Source organism: Rheinheimera sp., from assembly GCF_030690345.1.
Lineage (GTDB): Bacteria > Pseudomonadota > Gammaproteobacteria > Enterobacterales > Alteromonadaceae > Alishewanella.
Map to the genome: position 1 here is coordinate 221,812 of NZ_JAUYGV010000009.1, position 24,993 is coordinate 246,804.

General features: G+C 50.8%; 25 protein-coding genes. 11 read left to right on the forward strand and 14 right to left on the reverse strand.

The genetic code is table 11. From position 1 onward, the window contains the following. Positions 1-20: 20 nt before the first annotated feature. The 3 genes from Q8O77_RS19330 to Q8O77_RS19340 form a co-directional block, all read right to left on the reverse strand. Positions 21-1,265, reverse strand: a complete 1,245-nt coding sequence (locus Q8O77_RS19330; RefSeq protein ID WP_305557158.1) for an efflux RND transporter periplasmic adaptor subunit — start codon at positions 1,263-1,265, stop codon at positions 21-23. A gap of 211 nt (positions 1,266-1,476) precedes the next feature. Next, positions 1,477-2,769, reverse strand: a complete 1,293-nt coding sequence (locus tag Q8O77_RS19335) for a PAS domain-containing sensor histidine kinase (protein WP_305557161.1) — start codon at positions 2,767-2,769, stop codon at positions 1,477-1,479. Continuing rightward, positions 2,753-4,138 (reverse strand): sigma-54 dependent transcriptional regulator, encoded by a 1,386-nt coding sequence (locus Q8O77_RS19340; protein WP_305557164.1) that lies wholly within the window; start codon positions 4,136-4,138, stop codon positions 2,753-2,755. Before Q8O77_RS19340 ends, Q8O77_RS19335 begins: the two co-directional genes overlap by 17 nt. 205 nt (positions 4,139-4,343) lie before the next feature. On the opposite strand from Q8O77_RS19340, the gene uvrA reads away from it, so the two are divergent. The 3 genes from uvrA to Q8O77_RS19355 all read left to right on the forward strand — a co-directional run bounded on the left by uvrA (position 4,344) and on the right by Q8O77_RS19355 (position 7,921). After that, positions 4,344-7,166 carry an excinuclease ABC subunit UvrA gene (uvrA, locus tag Q8O77_RS19345; RefSeq protein WP_305557167.1) on the forward strand — a complete coding sequence of 941 codons (2,823 nt, stop codon included), beginning with the start codon at positions 4,344-4,346 and terminating at the stop codon, positions 7,164-7,166. Between the two features lie 69 nt (positions 7,167-7,235). Then, positions 7,236-7,538 carry a type II toxin-antitoxin system HigB family toxin gene (locus Q8O77_RS19350; RefSeq protein WP_305557170.1) on the forward strand — a complete coding sequence of 101 codons (303 nt, stop codon included), beginning with the start codon at positions 7,236-7,238 and terminating at the stop codon, positions 7,536-7,538. Positions 7,539-7,555: 17 nt separating this feature from the next. Next, positions 7,556-7,921: a type II toxin-antitoxin system HigA family antitoxin gene (locus Q8O77_RS19355; RefSeq protein WP_305557550.1), complete on the forward strand. Its 366-nt coding sequence runs from the start codon at positions 7,556-7,558 to the stop codon at positions 7,919-7,921. Positions 7,922-7,998: 77 nt separating this feature from the next. Here the strand turns inward: Q8O77_RS19355 and Q8O77_RS19360 are convergent, their stop codons facing one another. Together Q8O77_RS19360 and Q8O77_RS19365 are read right to left on the reverse strand one after the other, a co-directional pair. Next, positions 7,999-8,790, reverse strand: a complete 792-nt coding sequence (locus Q8O77_RS19360) for a putative porin (protein WP_305557173.1) — start codon at positions 8,788-8,790, stop codon at positions 7,999-8,001. A gap of 241 nt (positions 8,791-9,031) precedes the next feature. Then, on the reverse strand, positions 9,032-9,424 hold the full coding sequence (locus tag Q8O77_RS19365; protein ID WP_305557176.1) for a hypothetical protein: 393 nt from the start codon (positions 9,422-9,424) through the stop codon (positions 9,032-9,034). A 274-nt stretch (positions 9,425-9,698) separates the two neighbouring features. On the opposite strand from Q8O77_RS19365, the gene Q8O77_RS19370 reads away from it, so the two are divergent. From Q8O77_RS19370 to Q8O77_RS19390, 5 genes are all read left to right on the forward strand, one after another. Then, positions 9,699-10,160, forward strand: coding sequence for a DUF4920 domain-containing protein (locus tag Q8O77_RS19370; protein ID WP_305557179.1), 462 nt, complete (start codon positions 9,699-9,701; stop codon positions 10,158-10,160). Between the two features lie 174 nt (positions 10,161-10,334). Then, positions 10,335-12,614 carry a TonB-dependent receptor gene (locus Q8O77_RS19375; protein ID WP_305557182.1) on the forward strand — a complete coding sequence of 760 codons (2,280 nt, stop codon included), beginning with the start codon at positions 10,335-10,337 and terminating at the stop codon, positions 12,612-12,614. A 7-nt stretch (positions 12,615-12,621) separates the two neighbouring features. Next, the gene (locus tag Q8O77_RS19380) at positions 12,622-12,888 is read left to right on the forward strand and encodes a hypothetical protein (protein ID WP_305557185.1); all 267 of its coding nucleotides are present in this window, start codon (positions 12,622-12,624) and stop codon (positions 12,886-12,888) included. After that, entirely contained in the window at positions 12,878-13,141 is a 264-nt protein-coding gene (locus Q8O77_RS19385; protein WP_305557188.1) for a hypothetical protein, read from the forward strand. The genes Q8O77_RS19380 and Q8O77_RS19385 overlap by 11 nt, the downstream gene beginning before the upstream one ends. Further along, the gene (locus Q8O77_RS19390) at positions 13,142-14,671 is read left to right on the forward strand and encodes a PepSY domain-containing protein (protein ID WP_305557191.1); all 1,530 of its coding nucleotides are present in this window, start codon (positions 13,142-13,144) and stop codon (positions 14,669-14,671) included. Positions 14,672-14,676: 5 nt separating this feature from the next. On the opposite strand, the gene Q8O77_RS19395 is transcribed toward Q8O77_RS19390, so the two are convergent. Continuing rightward, a complete protein-coding gene (locus Q8O77_RS19395) occupies positions 14,677-15,153 on the reverse strand; it encodes a hypothetical protein (protein WP_305557193.1) in 477 nt (158 codons plus the stop codon). Beyond that, entirely contained in the window at positions 15,146-15,685 is a 540-nt protein-coding gene (locus Q8O77_RS19400) for a hypothetical protein (RefSeq protein WP_305557195.1), read from the reverse strand. Before Q8O77_RS19400 ends, Q8O77_RS19395 begins: the two co-directional genes overlap by 8 nt. 113 nt (positions 15,686-15,798) lie before the next feature. On the opposite strand from Q8O77_RS19400, the gene Q8O77_RS19405 reads away from it, so the two are divergent. Continuing rightward, the gene (locus Q8O77_RS19405; RefSeq protein WP_305557197.1) at positions 15,799-16,662 is read left to right on the forward strand and encodes a DUF817 domain-containing protein; all 864 of its coding nucleotides are present in this window, start codon (positions 15,799-15,801) and stop codon (positions 16,660-16,662) included. Between the two features lie 53 nt (positions 16,663-16,715). On the opposite strand, the gene Q8O77_RS19410 is transcribed toward Q8O77_RS19405, so the two are convergent. From Q8O77_RS19410 to ccoG, 3 genes are read right to left on the reverse strand one after another with little or no spacing between them, the layout of a single operon-like run. Then, on the reverse strand, positions 16,716-17,357 hold the full coding sequence (locus tag Q8O77_RS19410) for a thiol:disulfide interchange protein DsbA/DsbL (protein ID WP_305557199.1): 642 nt from the start codon (positions 17,355-17,357) through the stop codon (positions 16,716-16,718). Positions 17,358-17,406: 49 nt separating this feature from the next. Next, positions 17,407-18,402: a serine/threonine protein kinase gene (locus Q8O77_RS19415; RefSeq protein WP_305557201.1), complete on the reverse strand. Its 996-nt coding sequence runs from the start codon at positions 18,400-18,402 to the stop codon at positions 17,407-17,409. A gap of 8 nt (positions 18,403-18,410) precedes the next feature. Continuing rightward, the gene (gene ccoG, locus Q8O77_RS19420; protein ID WP_305557203.1) at positions 18,411-19,832 is read right to left on the reverse strand and encodes a cytochrome c oxidase accessory protein CcoG; all 1,422 of its coding nucleotides are present in this window, start codon (positions 19,830-19,832) and stop codon (positions 18,411-18,413) included. A gap of 268 nt (positions 19,833-20,100) precedes the next feature. Here ccoG and Q8O77_RS19425 point away from each other — a divergent pair, with 268 nt between their 5' ends. Together Q8O77_RS19425 and Q8O77_RS19430 are read left to right on the forward strand one after the other, a co-directional pair. Next, complete coding sequence (locus tag Q8O77_RS19425; protein ID WP_305557207.1) at positions 20,101-20,463, forward strand: hypothetical protein; 363 nt, start codon at positions 20,101-20,103, stop codon at positions 20,461-20,463. Positions 20,464-20,477: 14 nt separating this feature from the next. Next, positions 20,478-20,900, forward strand: a complete 423-nt coding sequence (locus Q8O77_RS19430; protein WP_305557209.1) for a DUF3010 family protein — start codon at positions 20,478-20,480, stop codon at positions 20,898-20,900. 13 nt (positions 20,901-20,913) lie between these two features. On the opposite strand, the gene Q8O77_RS19435 is transcribed toward Q8O77_RS19430, so the two are convergent. From Q8O77_RS19435 to Q8O77_RS19450, 4 genes are all read right to left on the reverse strand, one after another. Next, entirely contained in the window at positions 20,914-21,258 is a 345-nt protein-coding gene (locus Q8O77_RS19435; protein ID WP_305557212.1) for a ribbon-helix-helix protein, CopG family, read from the reverse strand. After that, a complete protein-coding gene (locus Q8O77_RS19440; protein WP_305557215.1) occupies positions 21,215-21,913 on the reverse strand; it encodes an AAA family ATPase in 699 nt (232 codons plus the stop codon). The genes Q8O77_RS19435 and Q8O77_RS19440 overlap by 44 nt, the downstream gene beginning before the upstream one ends. A gap of 200 nt (positions 21,914-22,113) precedes the next feature. Beyond that, entirely contained in the window at positions 22,114-22,866 is a 753-nt protein-coding gene (locus tag Q8O77_RS19445) for a peptidylprolyl isomerase (protein ID WP_305557218.1), read from the reverse strand. Positions 22,867-22,940: 74 nt separating this feature from the next. After that, on the reverse strand, positions 22,941-24,935 hold the full coding sequence (locus Q8O77_RS19450) for a DNA topoisomerase III (protein ID WP_305557221.1): 1,995 nt from the start codon (positions 24,933-24,935) through the stop codon (positions 22,941-22,943). Between the last annotated feature and the right edge of the window lie 58 nt (positions 24,936-24,993).

Genomic DNA, 24,993 nt, shown 5'->3' on the forward strand with positions numbered 1-24,993 from the left:
TTTTTGTTTGTGCTGTGTGACTACTGCAGTTGGATCAATTCAGCTTCCCGATACGTCGCCATATCAGACAGCACAAAGGTATCGCCTTGCTGCGCACCACTGGTAATTTGTAAAAACCGGCCGGCATCGTCACCAAACTGCAAGTCAGTGGCAGACAACACGCGGCCCTCATCGCTAACCTTAAATAAACGGCTGCTGCTATGGCTTTGGGTATTCACCGGACTCTCCAGATACAAGGTGTCGGTTAGCTGAGCAGTGAAAATTTGTGCGTCTATATTCAGCTCCGGCCGCGCGGAGCCCGGTACACCTTCGGTAAAGGCCAGTTCTACTTCGATAGTGCCTTCGCGTACTTCCGGCGTAATACGGGTTACTACAGCAGCTACCCGTTCACGCCGTGTATTAATTTGTGCCGTCTGGCCCACTTGCAGTTGCTCGGCGCGCGATTGTGATACCCGCACCAACGCCAGCAAATCTTTGTCACTGCCCACCAACGCCAGTTCCTGGCCGGCAGCCACACTTTGCCCCAGCTCAACCGGTAACCGCTGTAATACACCGGCCATACCGGCGCGTACCGTTAAGCGCTCGGCCCGTTGTTGCATAGTGTGATAGCGGGTGCGGCTTTGGTTAATTTGCTCTTGCTGAATAATCTCAGCCTGGGTAATCACCTCGTCTAATTGCTGCAGCCGTTGCTGCTGCAAATCCAGCCGTTGTTGCATTTGTTGTTGCTGCAACACTGTGGTTTGATAGGTTAACGAGGATACTACGCCATCTTCCACCAGTTGCTGTTCGGCATTGCGCCTTAGGGTAACCATTTGTAAATTGGCATCCAGCTCGGCCTGCACCGACAGCTCGGCTAAACGCTCGCGCTGATTGGCCAGCTTTAACCGCTTCAGGTTGGCTTCTTCTTGTGATAACGCCATCGCTGCCGCTTCCACCTCCTGCAGTAATTCCGGGTTACTCAGCTGCAGGATAATGCTGTCTGCGCTAACCTGTGCACCCGGCCTTAGCAGTACTTGTTGCACGGTAGCGCTGGTAAGCGCGGTGAGCAGGGTTTGTTTGTCTGAGCGCAGTACACCATAAGCATCGACACTAATTTGCAAATCGCCGCGCTGTACCTGCGCCAACAGTAAACCGGCGCGGTCTATTTTATGCTGATAGCCGGGTGAGGCCCACAAGCTGCCCAACAACGCCAGACTGGCCAGGGCGCTAAGCACCAGCAGTGGCTTTTGCCAGCGTGGTTTAGTGGTTACTTTTTTTACGTCCATTGGTAGTTCTCTGTAGTGACAACCGGCAGAGTTCGGTATCTGCCTGCCATTACACAGCAACGCTTATGCCAACAAGATAAACTATTGATATATATTGATTAATACTATTTTCCAACCCCGGTATCCGGCCAAAGCGTCCGGTTTCGGACGCACTATTCCGGTTTCGGACGCCGATAGCAGATTAAACTGCCGGACTAAACTGCAGACAGTATCAGCTGTTATGCCAGGGCAAGCTGATAGTGGCAGAGCAGCCCGGCTGGCCGTCGCTGCGCGGACTAAGGCTAAGCTCACCGGATAACTGGTGCACGATATTGCGGCACAGCTGCAACCCTATGCCCTGGCCCTGAGCTTTGGTGGTGTAAAACGGCACAAACAGGTCACGCGCATTGCTGATGCCGTGCCCCAGGTCGCTGACGCTGATCTGCAACTGGTTGTGTTGACGGGCAAAGTGCAACAGCACGGTACCCGGCGGGCTGCCGGCTTCAATGGCGTTTTTAATCAGGTTAATCAGCACCTGCTGTAATAAAGTGGCGTCGGCATAAAACTGCAGGCTCAGTCCGCTGGCCTGCAGTGCGGCGTCGCTGAATAACGGCTGCAACACTGCAAACAGATCCGCCGCGCACAGCGGCTGCAGATTAATACTCAGCGGTTTATTCAACTCGCTGTAACGGCTGACAAAATCCTGCAGATGCTGGCTACGCTGGCGGATCACATTTAATGCATCCTGTTCACGGCCCGGTGCCAGTTTATGCTGTAGGTGCTCTGACAGTGCCAGCACCGGCGTTAAGGAATTGCGGATCTCATGGCTGAGCACCCGTATTAACTGTTGCCAGGCTGCTAACTCGGTATCACGCAGCGCCGCCTGAATATTAATAAACACCAGCAACTGGTGGCGCTGACCCTGGTCCATAAAGCGGCTGTGGCGGATTTGCCACTGACGCTGGCGCTCAGTGTCGGCAAAGTGCCATTGTGGTTCGCTGCATAAACCGAGTAATTCCGCCGAAGCTTTACGCATACCTTGCCAGGGTTGGCCAAACAAGCTTTGAAACTCGTTGTTGGCGTAACTGAGCTGTAACTTGTGATCGAATACCAGAATGGGTGTGTTCAGTTGATCAATCAGCCGGTACAACAAAAACTGCTGTTCATCAAAGAAGCTTTTACGCTGTTGCAACACGCTGCTCAGCTGATGCAGTTGCTGCTGAAAGATAGCCGCAATGCCACTTTGATAGGCCGCTTTAGCCTGCAGGCTGTAATCCTGGTTATGCATCGCCTCCAGTTGCACACTGGCGCGGTTAAACGCCGCCAGCATTTGTTTGCGCCTGGCAAATTGCCACTTGTTCAGCAGCAGCCAGGCCGCTGATAACAGCAGCCACAGCCACCATTGGCTAAACCATAACCCCGCCAGCACAACGGCTGCCAGCGAACAAAAAAGTAAGGCAAAGCAGTGCCATAAGCTGTGGCGCTCCAGCGAGGCGCCGCTGCCGCGGTTATTTATCGAGACCATATTTATCCAGCCGCCGGTACAAAGAAGATTTGGTAATACCCAGTATCTCTGCCGCACGCTGCTTATTGCCCGGGCACTGCGCCAGCGCCTGGCGGATCAGCTGCAGTTCTGCTTGCTCCAGTGTCATTTGCTCAAGTGTTATTGGCGCCGGCTGGCCGCCGGCACTTTGGCCCGGTACCGCGCCAGACAGCGCCAGATCCGTTGTGCTGATTTGTTGTTGCCGGCATAACAGTACCGCGCGTTCAATAACATGGCTAAGCTCGCGCACGTTGCCGGGCCAGGCATACTGGCGCAGGACGCTTTCGGCCCCGGCAGATAATTGCAGCCCGTGCTTTTGGTAGTGTGCACCGTGGCGTTGCAAGAAATACCGGCACAGCGGCACTATGTCATCCGGCCGTTGCCGCAGCGGCGGTACACAAAACTGCAGTGTATTCAGCCGGTAAAATAAATCCTGGCGAAACTGTGCAGTGCCAATCAGCGCGGCAAAATCGGCGTTACTGGCGCTGATCAGCCGCACATTGGCCTGCTCGGTCACGCTACTGCCCACTACTTCATACTGGCCGGACTCCAACACCCGCAATAACTTGGCCTGCTGGTTCAGCGGCAGATTAGCAATTTCATCAAGAAACAGCGTGCCACCCTGCGCCAGCGCGAAGCGGCCGGCGCGGGCTTCTTTGGCATCAGTAAAGGCGCCTTTTTTATGGCCGAACATCTCGCTTTCAAACAGGCTGTCAACGATGGCGCCCATATTTACGCTGATAAAGGGCGCATTGGCGCGCTGCGATTTGTTATGGATAAACTGCGCCAGTTGGGTTTTTCCGGTGCCGTTTTCCCCGGTAAGCAAAATATTGGCCTCACTGCACGCCACTTCACTAAGCTGTTGCAGCAGGCGCTGCATGCTCTCGCTGTGCGCCAGTAGCGGGCTGCCGGGATCCGCTAAGGCAGCAGACAGTTGTTTATTATGTTGCTGTAAGCGCGCCAGCTTCAGTTGCTGCAGGATCACCTGCACCAGCCGTTGGTTATGCCATGGCTTTTCAATAAAATCAGCAGCGCCCAGCTGCATGGCCTGCACTACCAGGGTGGTATTCGACCAGGCTGTCATCGCCACCAGCGGAATTTTACTGCCCTGTTGCTGTAGCCAACGCAGAAACTGCAAGCCTTCCTCCCCCGAGGTGGTGTCGAGGCTGAAATTCATATCCAGCAGGATCAGATCGGCACTATTTTCACTGGCATCACTCTGGCTAAGCCAGGCCATGGCTTGCATGGGGTTTTCCAGTTCCACCACGCTAAAGCCGGCATCTTCCAGCACAAAACGGGCAGAAAAGCGGATTTCCTTATTATCTTCAACAACTAAAATGGTTGCCTGCATCGGCATGTCCTTATCTGTGGGCGCGCGCCGCCATACAATAAACGCAAAGCTTAGCTATCGCCAGCAGCGGTTAATATTTGGCAGCAGGTTTTTTCTTGTTGTTGCATAGTGTATATTTGTACAGTTTTGCGCAGTTACTGCTGCGCCCGAAGAACTGAAAGCAGGCTCAGCACGTAAGCACAGGCGCGATTAAGCTGGAGTAATAATGGACAAAATTGATATCCGCGGGGCCCGTACCCACAACCTGAAAAACATCTCGCTGACCATTCCGCGCGATAAACTGATTGTGATCACCGGCTTATCCGGTTCCGGCAAGTCGTCGCTGGCGTTTGATACGCTGTATGCCGAAGGCCAGCGCCGTTATGTTGAGTCGTTATCGGCTTATGCGCGACAGTTTTTAAGTTTAATGGAAAAGCCCGATGTCGATCATATCGAAGGCTTATCACCGGCCATTTCGATTGAGCAAAAATCCACTTCGCACAACCCACGCTCTACTGTCGGCACCATTACCGAAATTTACGATTACCTGCGCCTGCTGTTTGCCCGCGTCGGCGAGCCGCGCTGCCCCACTCATGATTTACCGCTGGCGGCACAAACCATCAGTGAAATGGTCGACAAAGTTACCGCCTTCCCCGAAGGCACCAAATTAATGGTGCTGGCGCCGGTGGTGCAGGAGCGCAAAGGCGAACACGTAAAAACGCTGGAAACCTTAGCCGCCCAAGGTTATATCCGCGCGCGGATCGACGGCGAAGTGTGTGATTTATCCGACCCACCAACGCTCGACTTACACAAAAAGCACACCATTGAAGTGGTGATCGACCGGATTAAAGTACGCGATGATGTAAAAACGCGTTTGGCCGAATCGTTTGAAACCGCGCTGGCGTTATCCGGCGGCGTGGCCAAAGTGGCACTGATGGACGAACCGGATGCTGCCGAGTTGGTGTTTTCGGCCAACTTTGCCTGCCCCAGCTGTGGTTATTCGATGGTGGAGCTGGAACCGCGGCTGTTTTCGTTTAATAACCCGGCCGGTGCCTGCCCCAGCTGCGACGGCCTGGGCGTAAAGCAATACTTTGACCCGAATAAAGTCATTGTCAGCGCCGAATTAAGCCTGAGCGGCGGCGCGATACGCGGCTGGGATAAGCGTAATTTTTATTACTTCCAGATGCTGAAATCCTTAGCCGATCACTACGGTTTTGCGCTGGATGTACCCTTTAACAGCCTGAGCCAACAGCAGCAGGACGCTATTTTGCGCGGCAGCGGCAAAACGGTAATTGATTTCAAATACCTAAACGATCGCGGCGACATTGTGCAACGTAGCCACCCGTTTGAAGGCATTTTACCAAACATGGAACGGCGCTATCGCGAAACGGAGTCAAACTCGGTGCGCGAAGAGCTGAGTAAATACCTGGCGCATCAGGCCTGCCCGGGGTGTAACGGCACCCGCTTACGCGAAGAAGCCCGCCACGTGTTTATCGGCCAGACTAACCTGCCGCAAATTGTCGAGCTGTCGATTGGCGATTGTATGGTATTTTTCCAGCAACTGGCCCTCACCGGCCAGCGCGCGCAAATTGCCGAAAAAGTATTAAAAGAAATTCAGGACCGCTTGAGCTTTTTGGTTAACGTTGGCCTGAACTATCTTAACCTGTCACGCAGCGCCGAAACCTTATCAGGCGGCGAAGCACAGCGTATTCGCCTGGCCAGCCAGATTGGTGCCGGTTTAGTCGGCGTAATGTATGTGCTGGACGAACCCTCTATTGGTTTACACCAGCGCGATAACGACCGCCTGCTTGGCACCCTGCGCCACCTGCGCGATCTGGGTAATACTGTGATCGTGGTAGAACACGATGAAGACGCAGTGCGAATGGCAGACCATATTATCGATATCGGCCCGGGTGCCGGTGTACATGGCGGTAATATTGTGGCTCAAGGCACCCTGGCACAGGTAATGGCGGCGCCGGACTCCTTAACCGGCCAGTATTTATCCGGTACGCGTAAAATAGAGGTGCCGAAAAAGCGCCACAAACCGGGCAAAAAATGGCTGGAGGTATTAGGCGCTACCGGCAATAACTTAAAAGAGGTCGACGCGGCAATTCCATTTGGCCTGATGACCTGTATTACCGGGGTATCCGGCTCGGGTAAATCGACGCTGATCAACGATACGCTGTTTCGGGTGGCGCACCGCGTATTGAATAAAGGCGAGGGTAATGATCCGGCGCCGCATCGCGCGATTAAAGGCTTGGATCATTTTGATAAAGTGATCGACATCGACCAGAGTCCGATAGGCCGTACACCGCGCTCCAATGCCGCTACCTACACAGGTATTTTTACTGCGGTGCGCGAGCTGTTTGCCGCTACTCAGGAATCGCGCTCACGCGGTTATCAGGTCGGGCGTTTTAGCTTTAACGTTAAAGGCGGCCGCTGCGAAGCCTGCCAGGGTGATGGCGTTATTAAGGTAGAAATGCACTTTTTACCTGACGTGTACGTGCCGTGCGATGTGTGTAAAAGCAAACGCTATAACCGCGAAACGCTGGAGATAAAATACAAAGGCAAAAGTATCCATGAAGTGCTGGATATGACAGTGGAAGATGCGTTGGCTTACTTTGAAGCCATACCGGCGATTAACCGCAAGCTGCAAACGCTGATGGATGTTGGCTTGTCGTATATAAAACTGGGCCAGTCGGCGACGACGTTGTCCGGCGGTGAAGCGCAAAGGGTAAAACTGGCGCGTGAGCTGAGCAAACGCGATACCGGTAAAACGCTGTACATACTGGACGAGCCCACCACCGGCCTGCATTTTTACGACATTCAGCAACTGCTGAACGTACTGCACCGGCTGCGCGATCACGGTAACAGTATCGTCGTTATTGAACATAACCTGGATGTGATCAAAACCGCCGATTGGATTATCGACCTCGGTCCGGAAGGTGGCAGCGGCGGTGGTGAAATTCTGATCGCCGGCACACCGGAGCAGGTAGCAGCTTGTGACAAGTCCTATACCGGGCATTACCTGAAACCGCTGTTGGTTTAAGGTGCTATCTGAGTGGCGGGCAAAAAATACACAATTGCAAAAGTCCCATAATGGGACTATGATTGCGCTATGAGAATCATTGCACTCTCTACGTTAAAAGCGTTCTGGCAGGATAAGCCGGAATATAGCGATGCCAAGGAGCCTATTCTTGCCTGGCATCGCCACGTATTAAAAGCAGACTGGCATTCGCCTGTAGATGTAAAACAGGATTTCAGACATGCCAGTATTCTCAAAGACGGCAGAGTGGTATTCAACATAGCCGGTAATAAATACCGGCTGGTGGTTTGGATTAACTATGCCTACAAAGTCGTTTATGTGCGGTTTGTTGGTACTCACAGCCAGTATGATCAGATTGATGTGCAAACCATATAACTGCCGGAGCAGCAATGATGGATATTAAACCTATCAGAAATGAAGCCGACTACCGGGCGGCGTTGCAGGAAGTTGAACAACTGATGCTGGCACAGCCGGATACGCCAGAAGGCGAGAAGCTGGATGTAATGGTTACGCTGATTGAAGCCTACGAAGCAAAGCACTTCCCTATGGACTTTCCAGACCCTGTTGAGGCCATTAAGTTTGAAATGGAGCGCAAAGGTTTAACGGTAAAAGATCTGGAACCAATGATCGGCAAAAGTAACCGGGTTTATGAGATTTTAAATTACAAACGCTCACTAACCTTAAAAATGATTTGGCGTCTGCACGAAGGTCTGGGTATTCCGGCAGAATCGCTGATTAAACCGCCGGCAAGTACCTAAAGCCTTTGTTGGGATAACAAGCATAAAAAAGGGGCAACTATTGTTGCCCCAAAACACTCATGTAGCTACCAAGGAAATTAGAACTGGCCGTTTACGCCTAAGCTGTAAACTTTAGTATCAGAGCTGTCAGTGTTGCTGCCAAAGCCAGCCACTAATGCCCAGTTACGGTTAAAGAAGTGTTTCGCATTCAGGCTGTAGTCGTCCGCTTTATTGTAGCTAACGCCCACTGAAGTCATTTGAGAGAAGTAGTAGTCAGCTGCTGCGCCCCAGGTTGAGCTGCCGTCGTTGTCAGCTAATAACACGCCTACAGCGATATAGCGATCTTCGCCCAAGGCGGCAAAGTATTTGCTGCTTAAAGTGAAGAAATCAAACTCGTCGTCAACAGTGGCAGTAAAACCAACATAGTCGTTGCCTTGCAACTGGTGGTTGTAGCTACCTGAGAACAGGTAAGAGGTGCTGCCATCTTTTGGCTTAGTTGCTTCTGCACGTACAATAATATCGTCAGAAATCAGGTAACCAATACCTACTTTATTGCTGTAAAAGCCGCTGGTACGGCTGTGTTCTGCAGAAAACACTAATTTGTTATCAGCAAAGTATTCGCCGCCAACATTCCAGAAGTTACGATCGTAGCTGCGCTTAAAGCCAGCATCTACATTGCTGACTTTATTGATGTATTCAAATTGATCCAACGGGCCTAAGGTTTGTTTCTTATCGAAGAAATAAGTACCGTCCAGGTTCCAGTTGGTTTCGTTATCACCACTAACACGCACGTGATCTGCAGTCAGGCCGGTGAATAATTGATATTCTTCCGCAGACAGTGCAGCAGAGGCAGTCAGTGCGATTACAGGTAATACATACTTTAACGTCATTGTTTTATTTCCCTAAGTTTGGTCATTGCGGCGCGCATACTAGCGGCAGGAAATTTAAATGTAAATTAAAGTTCAATTAAAATTCACAAACACACACCGTTTGATTACTTTTAAAGCAAGAACTGGCGATAAATTCAGCAAAAGAATTGGCAATAAGGGCTACCAGGCTGGTAAAAGTGAAAAGGGCGCACTCCGCAGGATTGCGCCCTTATTGTTTCTGAGCTTATTGCACTGCTCTGGTTTACTCTGTTGTTTCACCTGTATTAAACAGCGCAGCACAATCGTCACAGGCAAAATAGCGATATTCTTCACCACACTGAATATGCCCGGTCGCGCCGGCCCGCACCTGCCAGTTACAGCTTTGCGGCCCGTACTTTAGCGTGCCTTCAATGGCGCAAGGAGCATAGTTATAATGATCATGCAGTGTTTTATGCGCTACCTCACGTGCCTGCTGAAAAAACTGCTTTACCTCTATATTGCTGAGATCAACATCCGTTGGACCGCACTGCTCAGGCGCATCTGAAACAAAGTCGGCAATATACAGCGAACCGATTTGGTTAGAATCAAATGACTGTTGCTGGCTGCCACAGGCCAGTAACCACAACGATAAACTGCATACTATAAGCACCCTCATTACCAGTTTGCTCCTTTTGCTTCAGCCTTTACCGTGTTCAATGCTGGTATAACGTTTCAATGAGATTTTATCGTCAATCAACATGCCGTCTTCATCAAGGGTCGTCATAACGCCTCCACATTGGATGAATGTATCGCTTCGTTTAGTTATAACGCAAAAAAGCTAACTTAAAAATAATAGTTTACAATTTTATAATAAATATAGATCATGCAAGCAAACTTGCCTTTGTGCCTTCCCGGGCCGACAATAGTGCTAATCAACAAGGAGAGATGATATGGGTAAAACCCTTTTTACTATGTTGCTGGCAGGCGCCGTATTTACGCTGCAAGCGGCGCCGCTGAGCTATGGTCCGGCATTTGATAAAACCAAAGTGGTGACGGTAGCTGATGTGCTTGCCAACCCGGCAGGTTATCTGCAGCAGGAGATTACCGTTAGCGGCAAAATTCAGGCAGTGTGTAAAAAACAAGGCTGCTGGATGACGCTGGCAGCAGCTGAAGACGAGCCGGCTTTTCGTATCAAAGTACGCGATGGCGATATGGTATTTCCGCTAAGCAGTATGGGCAAAACTGCCTATGCACATGGCCGCATTCAACCGCTACCGATGAACTTGCAGGCCAGTATTGATTATCTGGCAGAACAGGCAGAAAAAAACGGTAGCGTATTTGACCCGACAAAAGTTACAGAGCCGGTAACGCTGTATCAGCTGGTGCCTACCTCAGTGGAAATAACCGATTAGCTTAAAACTGCCCCCGGATTGCAGGGGCGATACTGCGCCCTGCTTTAAACAATAATCAAACACCGCCGCAATAGATTTTATAAAATCCTGTCGCTTTGCACACCAACACAATTGAGATCAATTATCATTTGCGTTAATATTCATTTGTACCCAATTAAATTGACAGGGATCCTGATGTACTCGCGTATTAAATGCTTTAAACCATCCATATTGGCTATTAGTTTAGGCTTAAGTCTGCCGCTGGCAGCCCAGAGCGAAGGGCAGCCCGATCAGGACCAACAGATAGAAAAGATAACTGTTCGTGGCGAGAAAACAGCACGCTCGTTACAAGACACCACTAGTAGCGTAGCCGTTACTACAGCACTTAAAATTGAACAGGAAAACCTGCAAAGCCTGGATGATATTTTAAACCGAACCGCCAATGTGTCGGCTATGTATGGCAGCCGTGGCTTTACTATTCGCGGCATTGCTGATGAAGCCGGGGCATCCAACCCGCTGGCCACCATCTATTTAGACGGTGCCGCGCTGCCAAGCCAGATTGCCGATGCCGGCCCGACTGACCTGTGGGACATAGCCCAAGTGGAAGTGATGCGCGGGCCACAGTCGACCATTCAGGGTGAAAACGCGCTGGCCGGCGCTATTGTTATGCGCTCGGCCGACCCAACAATGGACTGGGCGGCTAAAGCCAGAGTGCAGTTTTCCGACCCGTCTGACCGCCGTATCGCCTTTGCCGGTGGCGGGCCACTGATTGAAGAAGAGCTGGCATTTCGCGTCGCGGTGGAAAAACGTGATTTTGATGGTTATGTACACAATATTACCCGCAATGAAGCGGAAGACGCGGTAGATGCACTATCGGCGCGGATAAAACTGCTGTGGACGCCGAAAGCCTTGCCGGGTTTCAGTGCCAGACTGACCCATCTGCGTGATGATTCTGAAGGGCCTTACATGTATGTGTACAGTGCCATTGATCAGGACGATTATTACAACAACCGTATTAACCGCTCAGATGCCGAAAGTAAAACCGATATTACTACCGATGTAACGACACTGGAGCTGAACTACCAGTTGAATGAACATTGGGCGGCCTCCGCCATAACTGCCAAAACCCGCTCTGATGCTTTTCGCAGTTATGATAATGACCAGACAGAGCAGAATTTAGCCTATGGCCTGACTGATGGTGTCTTTGACACTTTATCGCAAGAACTGCGCCTGCACTACAGTGGTGAAACGTGGCGTGCACTGGCCGGTATTTACTGGTCCAGACGCGAGATGGATAGCCTAACAACGACCCTAACCAATGTGGTCACACCAATTGAAACTATCGCTGCTGTATTACAGGGCAGTGGTCTGGATGCTGCAACAGCACAGCAGCTGGCCGCATTGTACGGCAGTGTGCTGCCGATAATCCCGGTTGATTATAACAGCCTGACACCAACCACGTCAGAAAACCTGGCGGCGTTTTTCGATCTGGAATATCAACTGTCACCACAGTGGACGTTACTTGCCGGCGCCCGCTTTGATACCGAGCAATATGACTACCAGTCGGATACCACTGCAGTGTTCGCCGGCACCTTGCCAGACCCGGCTAATTTTGGCGCTCCGGACTCGCCACTATACGCAGCCTTTACCGGTATAAATAACGCCGTACTGGCGATGGTTAATGATGCGGCCAGCAACGTACCGGCGAACAGCCGTAATTTTAACGCTTTTTTACCTAAATTAGGTGCTCGCTGGCAGTACAGTGCGGAACAATCGCTGGCTTTTACTGTGCAGCGCGGCTACCGCTCCGGCGGCAGCTCATACAACGTTGCCCGCGGTGAAGTGTTTGCCTACGAGCCGGAGTTTACCACTAATTACGAACTGGCCTGGCGCAGCGACTGGCCGACGCAAAATCTGACCATCAACAGCAATGTGTATTACATCGACTGGACCGATAAACAGGTTATCGCCAATTTTGGTATTAACAGCTTTGACTCGCACACCGTCAACGCGGGTAAATCGCATTTGTATGGTGCTGAATTTGAACTGCGCCAACGCCTGAATAATCAGCTGGACTGGTACGGTTCTTATGCGTATTCGAAAACCCAGTATGACGAATTTGATGCTATTGCCGGTGCCATGATCAGCAATTTCTCCGGTCAGCCATTTGCTTACGCACCGCGCCATACCGCAGCGTTGGGGGCAAACTGGTATCTGGCTGATAACTGGGCGCTGAACGTTAATGGTAACTTTCGCAGTAAAGTCAGTACCGGACCGCGCGACAGCACTTTATGGTTATCGTCCAGAGCATTGTTTAATACCCGGCTAAGCTACGACAGCACCAACTGGTCGGCCTACCTTTTCGTCAACAACCTGTTTGACAAAGGTTATACGCAGTATCGCTGGGCCGGTGAACCTGTTGCTATTTTCGGTGCGCCGCGGGTAGTTGGCGCCGGTTTACAGTGGCAGTGGTAACGGTTTTATGATGCTTATTCTGGCCGTGCTAAGTTTGGCTATCTGTGCGCTAGCGGTATATTTGCTAGCACCACAGCAGCAGCTGCTACAGAAAAAGCTGCCCGCCCTATGGCTGCTTTTGATAGCAGTGTTTACTGCGTCGCTGGCGCTGCGGTTACTGGCGTCGGGCTATGGTTTTTGGCCGGGTTTTTATCTGGCGCTAACACTGCTGATGCTGTACTGGGTCACGCTACCATTGCTGATCCGGCGTAAAGGAGCCACTGATGGCGTCTAAACACTGGGCTGCACTGCTATTTGGTCTGCCGCTGACTATAGCTTTGATTGGCATACTGGCGCTGCTGTTTCCGGGCAATGAGCAGCAAGCTGTACTGCCCTGGTTGCTGTTTACTTTTCCGGTTTGGGTAGTGCAGATGGCGTTGATGTACCTAAGCCGCAGCAATAAGCGGCTATGGCTGATACTGGCCGTGCTGACAGCGCTCAGCTATGGCCTGTTATGGCTGATAAAAACCTCAATAGTGGCGGCATAAATGAAAGTCAGTACCCAGAAAAGTTTTCGCAACCTGCACACCTGGACCGGCCTGCTCACCGGCCTGTTACTGTTTATTGCCTTCTACGCCGGCGCTATTTCGGTATTTGTACATGAGCTGCAGCAATGGCATGGTGTCGTGCAACAGCGCAGTGCGCCCGTTTCGCTTGCACAAGCCCAGCCATTGATTGATCATGTATTAGAGCTGCATCCGCAGGCAGCTCACGGCTTTAATCTGGTGTTGCCCGGGGCACATGGCCCCAACCTGACCTTAATGTGGTACGACAACGCCAGCGGCACGCAGTATAAGTTCGTCGCTGAAGATATCAGCCCCCCCCTGCAGCAGGTGGCACGGCAGGATTTTATCAGCCTGATTTATGATCTGCATTTTACAGCCGGTCTGCCACGGCAAACCGGGCTGTATTTGTTTGGCATCGCCTGCATTTTATATGGCCTGGCGCTGCTCAGCGGTATCGTCATTTATGCGCCGGTGTTTGTTAAAGACTTATTTGCCTTACGCATAGGCCAGGGGGCCAAACGACAGTGGCTGGATCTGCACAATGTTATCGGCGTGCTGTCGTTACCGTTCCATGTCATTTTTGCCTGGAGTGGTGCCGTACTCACCATTGGCTTTTTAATGCTGGCGCCATTTCAGTTTCTGGTATTTGACGGCGAACTGCTGGAGATTCTGGAGCCTGATTTTGAGGTCGTCGCCCACGTCGAGCCGTCCGGCGTACCGGCTGACATATTGCCGCCGGCGCAACTGCTGACAATCGCGGCGGAACATCAACCGGCAATGCAGGCAGAAATGCTGTACTACCACGATGCAGGTGATACTCAAGGCACTGTGACAATTTATGGCCACTTGCCATCGGCTACCTTAACGCAGAATGCGGCAGTGGTATTAAATGCCGCAACAGGTGAGCTTGCCGGCACGCTAAGCCCGGAGCAATTCAGGCCGGGCACCACTTTCCTACGCGGTTTACAAAACCTGCACTACGGTGATTTTGCCGGTTATGCGTCAAAATGGCTGTACTTTGTGTTGGGGCTGGCCGGCGCTTTATTATTTTACAGCGGTAATTTACTCTGGCTGGAGGTACGCCGGCGCAACAGCGGGGCACAACCGGCTAAAGTTCGGGTTATGGCCTCCCTTACCCTTGGCGTCTGCCTGGGGGCTGTAGCCGGGATTTCTGCGCTGTTTATTGCCGGCTCAGTGCTGGCAGAAGCCTGGCACAGTAAGGTGTATGTCAGTGTGTTTTTTGCTGCGCTGCTGTGGGCTGTTATTCGTCGGCCGGCTAAGGCCGGTGTTGAATTGTTGTATGCCTGTGCGTTACTGACGCTACTGATCCCATTTGCAGCCTGGTATAGCAGTGGTGCTTCTTTTCTGACAGCCTTGTTGCAAGGCACTATATTGCGCCCGGCTGTTGAAGGAACCGCCCTATTGCTGGCATGGTTATTCTGGTTACTGGCGCGCGCCACCAAGCGCAGAGCCCGGCGGCAGGACAACAGCATCTGTACTAACGCAGCCTGATAGCCTTAGCCTTTGTCCAAGCTTTGCAAAGTCAACTGCAGCAGATAACGCCTTAGCTGCGCTACCCGCTGCGGCCGGTTAAACAGCTGATACAGTTGCAGCCAATCTGCCGGCGGCATCCAGCAGATGCCGTCTTGCCAATGGCAATGCTGCGGCTTAAATGCCCAGCTAACCACAGCATTGTTTTGCTTTACGGCGATACCGGCCATTAGTTCAATATCGGGCCAGCCCTCACGGCTGAAGCGGGCAAAGTGCGCAGAAACATATTCCGCATGTGCAGTGGCTACCTGCAACGAAAACTGCGGCTGCAACAGCTGGCATATCCGGGCAAAATCCTGCTCTATGCAAACAATATCAATATCATTTGGTGTATTTTCCAAACCAAGCTGCCACAACAGGCAACTGCCGCCGATGCCAAACTGCAAGGGTTGCAGCATAGTACACAGTTGCTGTAGTTGTACCGTTAAAGGGTTGTTATTCATCTAATGCCTTAATCATCTGTGCCAAAAAAGCCAACTTTTCGTTATTCAGCTGACGATAGTCAAAGTAAGGACAGACTAACAGCCTGTTGTGTTTATCCGCGGCAAATTCATTATTCAGCCAGCTAAGCTGTGCCGGTAAACCGGCCTCCAGCAATGCTTTGGCATGAGTACGGCCGGCAATAACATGCACGGTTTTCGTTTTTGACTTAAGATCAGGCGCACTAAACATTAACGCCGTATTGCTACCGGCCTGCAATAAACATTGCTCACGATATTGCTGCCAGCTTACCGCCTGTTGCGAAAAAGCAAATTGCTTAGCATCCAGCACAAACAGTAGTTTGGCATACACATTAAATACCTTTCGCCAGCCGTTACCACAAGCCCGGTTTATAAGCTCTATCTCGCCACTGCACAGTGCTTGCACTGCCTTTAAGCCGGCATACTCCGCCATGGGTGGCCGGTTAGCGATATATACGCGAATGCAAGCAGCGACATCACCAAAGCCTGAAGCTGATATCGGTAGGGTTTTCATAGTGTTGCTCAGCGGTAATTCAGCTGACTACTCTAACATAAGCTTTAATATAAGCGCTTGCCTGCGGCGTTACGGCAGGTTAATTTTAGTTATCACTTTGCCATGGACTGCTTATGTCATCTTTTTCTGTTGCTGCCTTCAACCGTGTGGATAACTGGTTAATGCAGGTTACTCCACCGGCTGATACGCGCGGCTTTCGCCGCTTTTGCTGGGAATTTTGGTTTTTTGGCTTAAAGCAGGCGCGGGCCTGTTTGTTTGTCGCGTTATTTTTTGCTTGTGTGCTGCTGGTGCCGCGCAGCGGTATTCTGGCGATACCGCGTTATGATGTACTGCTGATATTGGCGCTGCTAATTCAGTACTGGATGGTGTGGAGCAAGCTGGAAACCGTCGATGAGCTAAAAGCCATCTGCTTGTTTCATCTGGTGGGTTTCGCGCTGGAGGTGTTTAAAACCTCGGGGGTCATTCAGTCCTGGAGTTACCCCGACTTTGCTTACAGTAAGGTGTTTGGCGTACCACTGTTTGCCGGTTTTATGTATGCCGCGGTGGGCAGTTATATTATTCAGAGCTGGCGCTTAATGCAGCAGCGGGTGGTGCATCATCCGCCGTATTGGATGGCGGTGCTGGTGGCGCTGTTAATTTACGCTAATTTTTTCAGCCATCACTATATCGGGGATTACCGCTGGTACATTGCGGCCGCCACCCTGGGGCTATATGCCCGCACTGTGGTGTACTTTACGCCGCTGGATCGCGAACGCAGCATGCCGCTGTTGCTGGGCTTTGTGCTGGTGGGCTTTTTTATCTGGCTGGCAGAAAATATCAGCACTTTTATGGGGCTATGGAGTTATCCGAACCAGCTCGGTGCCTGGTCTGTGGTGCACTTGGGTAAGTGGAGTTCATGGTCGCTGCTGGTGATTATGACCTTTACCATAGTGGCACAGCTGAAATACGTAAAACAACGCATTGAGGTACCGCGCTGAGTTCTGCATAAACAAAAGGCAGCTTATAGCTGCCCTGGTATACATAAACCGGTTTAAGCGTCTTTTTGCAGCAGGTAGTTAACCAGCTCCTGCAATTCGGCTTCCATATTTCTCTTATCCAGCGCCGCATTGTTAATTTTATACTTACCGTTTACTACCAGCATAGGCACGCCGGTTAAAATGCGTTTTTCAGATAACTCATCCTGCTCTTTCTTCATCTGATTAGCCGCCCCACGCACAGAAAAGCTCTTCATTGCCTTGTCATAGGTATCGCCATCAATATCGTGAATCAGTACCAGATTACGGATATCGTTTTCATTGGCAAAAGGCGCGCGGTTACGGTGGATCTGATTAAAAATAGCACTGGCGACCTGATCGCCTTTGCCCTGGCTTTTTGCTACCAGGTAAGCACGGGCCAGCACGTTTTGCAGCTCAGGCGATGCCGCACGGATAAAGTCGACATGGACTTTCTTAAACTCAGCATCGGCCGGCAGTTTTTTTGCCAGGCTTTGGGCTATCGGCTCAAACGCATTACAGCCGCCGCAGTAAAACGAAAAATACTCTTTTACTTCAGCTTTAGGCGTAGCTTGCTCGGCAATAACATCATAATGTTTGCCCTGTTGAAACTTACTGTTGGCAGACGCCGCCAGCGGCAGCAACAACGCAAATACACATACAGATAACAGCTTTTTCATCTTGGGTAATGTCCTTTGGTAGGCAATTAAGCCACAGCTTAACAAAAACTCAGTAGTATGGCACCAGTGAAAGCGGTGCTTGTTGTAAGCAAAACAACTGTTCTTTTAACGCCACGCATTGTTGTTCCCAGTATTTGTCTGTCGCAAACCACGGAAAGTTCATTGGAAAGGCAGGATCTTGCCAGCGCCTGGCTAACCACGCCATATAATGCACCATGCGCATAGCACGCAGGGGCTCAATCAACTTTAGTTCGGCCGGGTCAAACTCACAGTATTGCTCATATTCTTCCAGCATAAGCTCAAGGGTGTCACGCTGTTGCAAACGCTCACCGGAGAGCATCATCCAGATATCCTGGATCGCCGGGCCGCTACGGCAATCATCCAAATCAACAAAAAACGGACCTTCATCGACGTAGAATAAATTACCGGCGTGGCAATCACCATGCAACCGGATCAGCTGACTGGGCTGGTACTGTTGCGCTGCCAATTCAATAACCTGGTTAAGTGCGGTATCAAAGGCCGGGCGTAAGTACGGCGGAATGAACTCCAGTGCATGCAATACTTCGCGGCTTTGTAACAGATGGCTTTGCACACTGAATGCCGGGCGCTGCGTAAATGCCTTCGCCTTACCTACCTGATGCATACGGCCGAGAAAACGGCCCAACATAGCAAGCTGCTCATCATTGTCGATTTCCAGCGTTCTGCCGCCGCGGCTTGGAAACACCGCAAAGTGATAGCCGCCGTATTGCAGTAATGATTGCCCGGCTATTTTCAGCGGCGCTACCACCGGAATATCTGCCGCCGCCAGCTCAAAAGCAAAATCATGCTCTTCCTGTAACTGCAGTGCAGTCCAGCGTTGTGGCCGGTAGAACTTCACCACAAATTTTTCCGGCCGCAGCGCATCCGCACGATAGGCACTAAATTGATAGACGCGGTTTTCGTAGCTGTTCAGTGCCAGCAAACCGGAACTGACATCCAGCCCTAACTGCTGCAATGCGTCAATAATCAAATCAGGTTGCAGCGTGGAAAAATCAAAGGCCGTCATAGGGCTCCTTAACGGCCAACAAAGAATTTGGTGGCTTGCTCAAGTTTAATGTCCGGATTGTCAGTTTGCTGCACGGTAAAACTGATTTCCAAACTGCGCTGCTCAGTGGCGTAAGGGTCTAACGCTAAACTGATGGTGACACTGCGTGTTTCACCACCACTCAGGCTGGCCTGATGCGGCCCTATCCAGTTGAAGTTTGCGCCACCGGCCACACTCAGATCAAACTGCACCGCTTGCTGCGACTTGTTCGAGATGCTCAGCGTATAGGTGTTTTCAACCAGGCCTTCGTTGGTTTCGCGAAACAGCGCACCGCGATCACGAATAATGTTCATTTCAAACGGCACCCGGCTGTACAGTGTCCAGGCAAAGGCGCCGCATACCACTATCAGTACCAGCAGATAGCCCAGTAACTTCGGCCGCAATACTTTGGTCGGCTTGCCGTTTAAGCTGTGCTCGGTAGTGTAACTGATAAGCCCGGTCGGGTAGCCCATTTTTGTCATAGTATCATCACAAGCATCAATACAGGCGCCGCAGTTAATACATTCGTACTGCAAGCCATTACGGATGTCGATACCGGTGGGGCACACCTGCACACAAAGGTTACAGTCGATACAATCCCCTAAGCCTTTATCTTTATAGTCTTTGTCTTTGCGGCTGCGCGGGCCACGGTTTTCGCCGCGCTTTTCATCATAGGTTACAGTAAAAGTGTCTTTATCAAACATGGCAGACTGAAAGCGGGCGTACGGACAGATGTGCGTACACATAATTTCACGCATCCAGCCGGCGTTACCATAGGTACAAAGGGTAAAAAACAATACTGACACCACCGCCCAAAATCCGGCTTGCAGCGTAAAGAATTCAGCAAACAAGGGCCCGACCGGGGTAAAATATCCAACAAAAATAAGCGCTGTCAGCAACGAGAATGCCAGCCAGCAAAAATGGGTAGCCGCCTTTTTAACAAATTTACTGCCAGACCAGGGCTCAGCATCCAGCTTCATGCGTTGATTGCGCGTGCCCTGAATTTTTTCTTCAAACCAGATAAAGATAAAGGTCCACACCGACTGCGGGCACAAATAACCACACCAGACCCGGCCATAAAAGGCAGTAATAAAAAACAGCGCATAGGCGGCGATAATAAAAATCCACGCCAGGATAGTGAAATCCTGTGGCCATAGGGTCAGTGCAAAGATATTAAATTTCTGTTCGGTAATATCAAGCAAAATGGCTTGATGGCCGTCATAGCGCAGCCAGGGCAACAACATAAACAGCCCCATAAACACAAAACCCATATAACGGCGGATCGCCTGATGCAGGCCTTTAACTGCACGCACATAAATACGGTCACGCGGATTATATTGCCCGGTTGCAGCAGGCTGATGCACCTCAACATGCACCGGAATATTTCTGATATCTATCTTTTGCTGATCCACCAATGACTCCGTTTACTGCTTGTTGTACCCGCTGCAGAGTATAACAGCTTGGACAACGGATTTTTTGACCTGTAACAAAGCAATATCTATGCCTGCCGGCCAGGTAGCTTTACGCTGGAAAATCGCCTGAAAACGTAAACTAAGATGACAACAGCAATACATATTGCAAACTAAGTTGACAGTATTGCAGATATCATCGTCGTTACGATGCAGATTGTTACACAATCCGCTACAATGGCGCCGTTGTTCTAGCGGAGTGCGTAAGCTGATGAAAAAGTTCTTCTGGTTGGTCGTAGTGGTGTTGTTAGTTATTACCTTTTCCGATCATGATCTGATCAGGCCGTATAAGGAGCAACTGTTTGAGTTGGTAATGGATAAAGCCGCCATTGCCGGAGACAGTAAAGAAGCAGCGCTGCGTAGCACGCGTAAACAACTGACCGCCCTGGCAGAGCAATGGGGTGACGGGCAGCGGGCACAGTTAGAAAAAGCGGCAGTCAGTATCGACAGCCTGAAAAAATTCCGCCGTGATTATTGTGTAAATAAAGACTTTAATCCGATCCTGTACGGTGAGCCACTCAAAGAAAGCTGCAAGATCATCGAAAGCCATTACGACAATTTAAACCAACCTTAAACAGAGGACTGCCCATGCGCACATGCGGAATCGAAATTAAAGGCAGTGAAGCCATTATTTGCCTGATGACACTAAAAGATGGTTTATTTGAACTGCCGGATTGCCGCCAAACCCGCTTTGCCCTGAGCAAAGATCAGGAACAACAGCAGATGCGCCATTTTCAGTTCACCTTTGCCAAATTTATCGAAGATTATCAAATTACCCAGTTGGTGATTAAAGACCGGCCGCAAAAAGGCAAATTTGCCGGCGGCGCAGTTGGCTTTAAAATAGAAACGGCGTTGCAACTGATTGCCGGTTGCCAATGCAGTATTATCAGTTCTACCGAATTGAAAGAGAAATTGAAGCGCCATCCGATACCGGTAGATTTTAAAGCTACCGGCCTGAAAGCCTTCCAGGAAACCGCTTTTTTAACCGCCTATGCCTTTCTGGCAAAGTAATACCGAACTGCCGCTATTTATCCTGCTCTGAGGTTGGATGGCGGCTGTTGTAGTCCGTTAAATCCACTGTTACCGCTTTGCCGGCTTGTAAAATAAGTTGCCGGATCAGCTTAGACTTCGCCTCGCCGGTTACCCTGCTTAACTCATTCAGCGCGTCTATCGCTTCCTGGCTCAGCGTAAAAGTAGCATGCCGCATTGGCAAGCGGCTGCTGTCGTCCTCCTGGGGTAACTGGCGGCGCAAACTGACAATACGCGGCATACCCATCGCATAGTTGTTTGCGTCGTCAATAAACTCGTCTGCCGTAAAGCCGGGCTTACCGGGCGGCTGCGACTTTTTCTTCAGATCTGTCAGCGCCATCGTCTTGTATCGCCTTCATAGCCAGTAGCTCAGTCACTATATCACGTATTTCCTGCGCGGCTTTGCCGTCAGGCTCGACATCCATGACCGACAGCCCTTTCTCTTCACTGTCATCGTAAGTATTACGGTTATAGGTAATGGCATTTAACACGCGGATATTAAAAGACTTACATACTTCTTTCGCGTCCAGAATACGTCCGGCCTGGTTTGGCAGCGACGGTGCCTGGGTAATAACACAGCCGACAATCATGTCCGGATTCACCACATTACAAGCGCTGACTAAGTCTTCCAAATGTTCTAAGGTTTTCAAATCGCGACGTTTCGGCCGCAGTGGCAGCAATACGTGAGTTGCCACTACCATAGCCGAACGCAAGGCCACACTGTCCTGGCCACCGCAGTCCACAATAACCACGTCGTAGTGCATTTCGAGGCTTTTTAATTCGTAACGGATCTTGCCGTACATCTGCACGCAATTAATCCACGGCAAAGCAGGGTCCAGATGCCGCTCCTGCACCCAATCCGACGAGGTTCTTTGCGGGTCACAATCTACCAGCATGACGTTAGCGTTTTTTTCGCGCGAAAAATATACTGCGATATTTTGTGCCAGGCAGCTTTTGCCGCTACCACCTTTTTCTCCACCAACTAACAAAATCATCAGGCTACCCTCATCTGTACAGTAGCGCTTACCGCGCCGCCTATTCTGTGGCATACGTACTGTGGATTAAGTGTAGATGACATCGCTGATATGACCAGCGAAACAATATAAAGAATTTATCTAACCAAATGCTTTAAAACGGAATAATTGCAGCCAAAACAAAAACGGAGCCTAAGCTCCGTTCCGGGTTACAACGCTGATTAGCCGCGCCGTCTGAATGCCAGCAAGCCTAACGGTAGCAAAAACCAACCAAAGCTGCCGCCACTGCTGTCATTGTTTGCCGGTGGTGGCGCATTATTCGGCACCAGGGTTAAACCGGCGACCGTATTCACTCTGGCATCAACCACAACCATCGACTCAACAACTACAAAGTTGTCAGCTGCCAATGGCTTATTATCGTCGCGATCGGCGGTACTATAGCTGCGCAAAGGTAAATCACTAATGCCGTTAAAACTAAACCGCGGTAACGCAGCTATGGCATCAACTACTGCCATATCAGCTGAACTTATCTGACCAAACACAGTAAAACCACTGTTCTGCGCATCTAAATTAGCTGCGTTGTTTACGAGACTTATAAACCACTGATTTGTTGCACTGTTTGGGTTGCCAGCTTGTTTTGCCATAGCAATGGTAGCGCGCACATTAGACCATTTCGGCTCGTTAATAATAGCCGGGTTGGCGGGTCTGGCTTTGAGTGGTAATTGCTGGTCAAATTCAAACCCACCACCCTGAATCACAAAGCCAGGCACTGAGCGATGAATCACCGTGCCGTTGTAGCGCTCTGCACTGACATAGTTAAGGAAGTTTTGTACTGTTACCGGCGTGCTTTCGTCATACAGATTAATTTCAAACTTACCCAAGTTAGTCGTTACTTCTACTATGGTTGCCTGTGCCAGACCGCCGCAACTTAGCAGCGATGCTGCCAGCAGCGTTTTTAACAGCTTTGTAGCCATTGTATTGTTTCCTGTTTGGTTATTTGTGCTGCAGCATAAGGCAAGCTACAAAAAAAAATCCAGCAGGATAACAATTAATTACGCTTTGCTGCTGTACGGTTAACGGCTTTGCGGTTACCGGCTTTACGCCTGGCGGTGCTGCTTTTAGCTTTAACCGCAGCTTTGCCACCACGCCAGCGCCGGGTATTCTGTACCGGCAAACCGGTTGGCGTAACGTTGGCGGCCTGATGTACCAACTGTGATAACTCGGTAACTAAAGGCTGCATAAAAGCCTGATAGCTTTGCTCACGCTGACATATAGCATTTAACGCCGCCTCCCAACGTGCCGTCATATCCGGCAACGAAGCTTGCTCCGGCAAGGCGGCGATAAGTGCCTTGCCGGTATCGGTGGCATTAATCACTTTGCCGCAGCGCTGTAAAAAGCCACGCTTAAATAACAATTCAATAATGCCGGCGCGGGTTGCATCCGTACCCAAGCCATCGGTATCGCGCAAAATTTTACGCACCGCTTCATCTTTGACATAACGGCTGATGCCGGTCATCGCGGCTAACAAACTTGCATCGGTAAAAGCCGGCGCCGGCCGCGTCTGTTTCTCCAACAGCTGCGCAGCTGTGCAGAGTAATTGCTGGCCGTGTGTTAATGGCGGTAAGGCGGTTTGCTGCAGTGCGGGGTCGGTTTGCTCATCCAACGGCTTTGGCTCTGCGTCGCGACGAAATAACTGCTTCCAGCCGGCTGCCTGTTCCGTGCGGGCTTTGGCGATAAAGTTGCCGCCGGCAATAGTTAACTCTACCACGGCATCGTTGTAACAAAATGGCGGATAAAACTGCGCCAGATACTGCCTGGCAATCAGTTGATACAGCCGCTGCTCCGCCACACTCAAGCGGCTGAGCGGCTGGCGTTTCTCAGTTGGAATAATGGCATGATGCGCCTCTACTTTGCTATCATTCCAAGCTTTGCTGATAAGCGTTGTGTTTGCGCCCTGCACCGCGCCGGCGAGGTCAGGGTCGTTGGCTGCTATAGCGCCACATACCTTAACAGCCTGTTTCAGTTGTTCCCGTGGCAGATACCGGCTGTCAGAACGCGGATAGGTAATTAACTTGTGCCGCTCGTACAATTGTTGGCAGCTATCCAGCACTTGCTGTGCTGTCATACCGTAACGCTTGCCGGCGTCTATCTGTAATGCTGACAGATTATACGGCAGTGGCGCAGCCTGCTTACCATCTTTGTGTTGCAACTTACTGACTACTGCCGGCTGACCGGTAATTTTCTGCTGTACCTTTTCCGCTAATGCCTTCAGCAATACCCTGCCTTCTTCATCCTGCCATGGCGCGCAGGCTGCACTGGGTTGCCATAATGCTGTGAAACCTTGCTTGTCCGCAGTTTCTACCTCTGCCACAACCTGGTAAAACGGCTTGGCGACAAAATTTGCAATCTCCAGATCCCGCCTTACCACTAACCCCAGCAACGGTGTTTGTACGCGGCCAACCGACAATACGCCCTGATAGCCGGCTTTTTGCCCCTGCAAGGTATAAGCACGCGTCATATTCAAACCATATAACCAATCAGCACGGCTGCGGGCCAATGCCGACGTGGATAAAGGCACAAAGTCTTTATTCGGCTTTAACTGAGTCAGAGCCCGCTTAACTGCCGGCGGGTTCAGATCGCTGATCAGCAGCCGCTGCGTATTGGCTAACCTGGCACCATTCACTCCGCAGTAGGCCAGCACTTCATCGACCAGCAGCTGACCTTCGCGGTCGGGGTCGCCGGCATGCACGAGGCTATCCGCTTGTTTTAACAGTTTTTTAAGTACGTTAAGCTGCTGTTCAGCTGACTTACGTACCTTTAACACCCATTTCTGCGGTACTATGGGTAAATGCGTGGTTTGCCAGCGTTTGTAGTCGGGGTTATAGTCTTCCGGTTCGGCCTGTTCTAATAAATGGCCAATGCACCAACTCACTACATCACCATTGGCAAGGCGGATAAAACCGTTGTCTTTATACTGCGGCTTTGGCAACACAGCAGCAATGGCCCGGGCTAATGCCGGCTTTTCTGCAATATACAGGATCATAGTGGCACTCAACTGTTTTTATATACAGTAATCTAGTCCTGAAGCGACCAGGTTGCAA

Excerpts from the sequence above, each read along its gene's own strand:
- Q8O77_RS19355 (WP_305557550.1), top strand. The coding sequence starts at position 7,556 with ATGGATATTAAACCTATCAGAAATGAAGCCGACTACCGGGCGGCGTTG.
- Q8O77_RS19365 (WP_305557176.1), bottom strand. The coding sequence starts at position 9,424 with ATGAGGGTGCTTATAGTATGCAGTTTATCGTTGTGGTTACTGGCCTGT.
- Q8O77_RS19430 (WP_305557209.1), top strand. The coding sequence starts at position 20,478 with ATGCGCACATGCGGAATCGAAATTAAAGGCAGTGAAGCCATTATTTGC.
- Q8O77_RS19410 (WP_305557199.1), bottom strand. The coding sequence starts at position 17,357 with ATGAAAAAGCTGTTATCTGTATGTGTATTTGCGTTGTTGCTGCCGCTG.
- Q8O77_RS19395 (WP_305557193.1), bottom strand. The coding sequence starts at position 15,153 with ATGAATAACAACCCTTTAACGGTACAACTACAGCAACTGTGTACTATG.
- Q8O77_RS19360 (WP_305557173.1), bottom strand. The coding sequence starts at position 8,790 with ATGACGTTAAAGTATGTATTACCTGTAATCGCACTGACTGCCTCTGCT.
- Q8O77_RS19330 (WP_305557158.1), bottom strand. The coding sequence starts at position 1,265 with ATGGACGTAAAAAAAGTAACCACTAAACCACGCTGGCAAAAGCCACTG.
- Q8O77_RS19425 (WP_305557207.1), top strand. The coding sequence starts at position 20,101 with ATGAAAAAGTTCTTCTGGTTGGTCGTAGTGGTGTTGTTAGTTATTACC.
- Q8O77_RS19405 (WP_305557197.1), top strand. The coding sequence starts at position 15,799 with ATGTCATCTTTTTCTGTTGCTGCCTTCAACCGTGTGGATAACTGGTTA.
- Q8O77_RS19370 (WP_305557179.1), top strand. The coding sequence starts at position 9,699 with ATGGGTAAAACCCTTTTTACTATGTTGCTGGCAGGCGCCGTATTTACG.
- Q8O77_RS19385 (WP_305557188.1), top strand. The coding sequence starts at position 12,878 with ATGGCGTCTAAACACTGGGCTGCACTGCTATTTGGTCTGCCGCTGACT.
- Q8O77_RS19445 (WP_305557218.1), bottom strand. The coding sequence starts at position 22,866 with ATGGCTACAAAGCTGTTAAAAACGCTGCTGGCAGCATCGCTGCTAAGT.
- Q8O77_RS19400 (WP_305557195.1), bottom strand. The coding sequence starts at position 15,685 with ATGAAAACCCTACCGATATCAGCTTCAGGCTTTGGTGATGTCGCTGCT.
- Q8O77_RS19340 (WP_305557164.1), bottom strand. The coding sequence starts at position 4,138 with ATGCAGGCAACCATTTTAGTTGTTGAAGATAATAAGGAAATCCGCTTT.
- uvrA (WP_305557167.1), top strand. The coding sequence starts at position 4,344 with ATGGACAAAATTGATATCCGCGGGGCCCGTACCCACAACCTGAAAAAC.
- Q8O77_RS19375 (WP_305557182.1), top strand. The coding sequence starts at position 10,335 with ATGTACTCGCGTATTAAATGCTTTAAACCATCCATATTGGCTATTAGT.
- Q8O77_RS19380 (WP_305557185.1), top strand. The coding sequence starts at position 12,622 with ATGATGCTTATTCTGGCCGTGCTAAGTTTGGCTATCTGTGCGCTAGCG.
- Q8O77_RS19435 (WP_305557212.1), bottom strand. The coding sequence starts at position 21,258 with ATGGCGCTGACAGATCTGAAGAAAAAGTCGCAGCCGCCCGGTAAGCCC.
- Q8O77_RS19450 (WP_305557221.1), bottom strand. The coding sequence starts at position 24,935 with ATGATCCTGTATATTGCAGAAAAGCCGGCATTAGCCCGGGCCATTGCT.
- Q8O77_RS19390 (WP_305557191.1), top strand. The coding sequence starts at position 13,142 with ATGAAAGTCAGTACCCAGAAAAGTTTTCGCAACCTGCACACCTGGACC.
- Q8O77_RS19440 (WP_305557215.1), bottom strand. The coding sequence starts at position 21,913 with ATGATTTTGTTAGTTGGTGGAGAAAAAGGTGGTAGCGGCAAAAGCTGC.
- Q8O77_RS19350 (WP_305557170.1), top strand. The coding sequence starts at position 7,236 with ATGAGAATCATTGCACTCTCTACGTTAAAAGCGTTCTGGCAGGATAAG.
- Q8O77_RS19335 (WP_305557161.1), bottom strand. The coding sequence starts at position 2,769 with ATGGTCTCGATAAATAACCGCGGCAGCGGCGCCTCGCTGGAGCGCCAC.
- Q8O77_RS19415 (WP_305557201.1), bottom strand. The coding sequence starts at position 18,402 with ATGACGGCCTTTGATTTTTCCACGCTGCAACCTGATTTGATTATTGAC.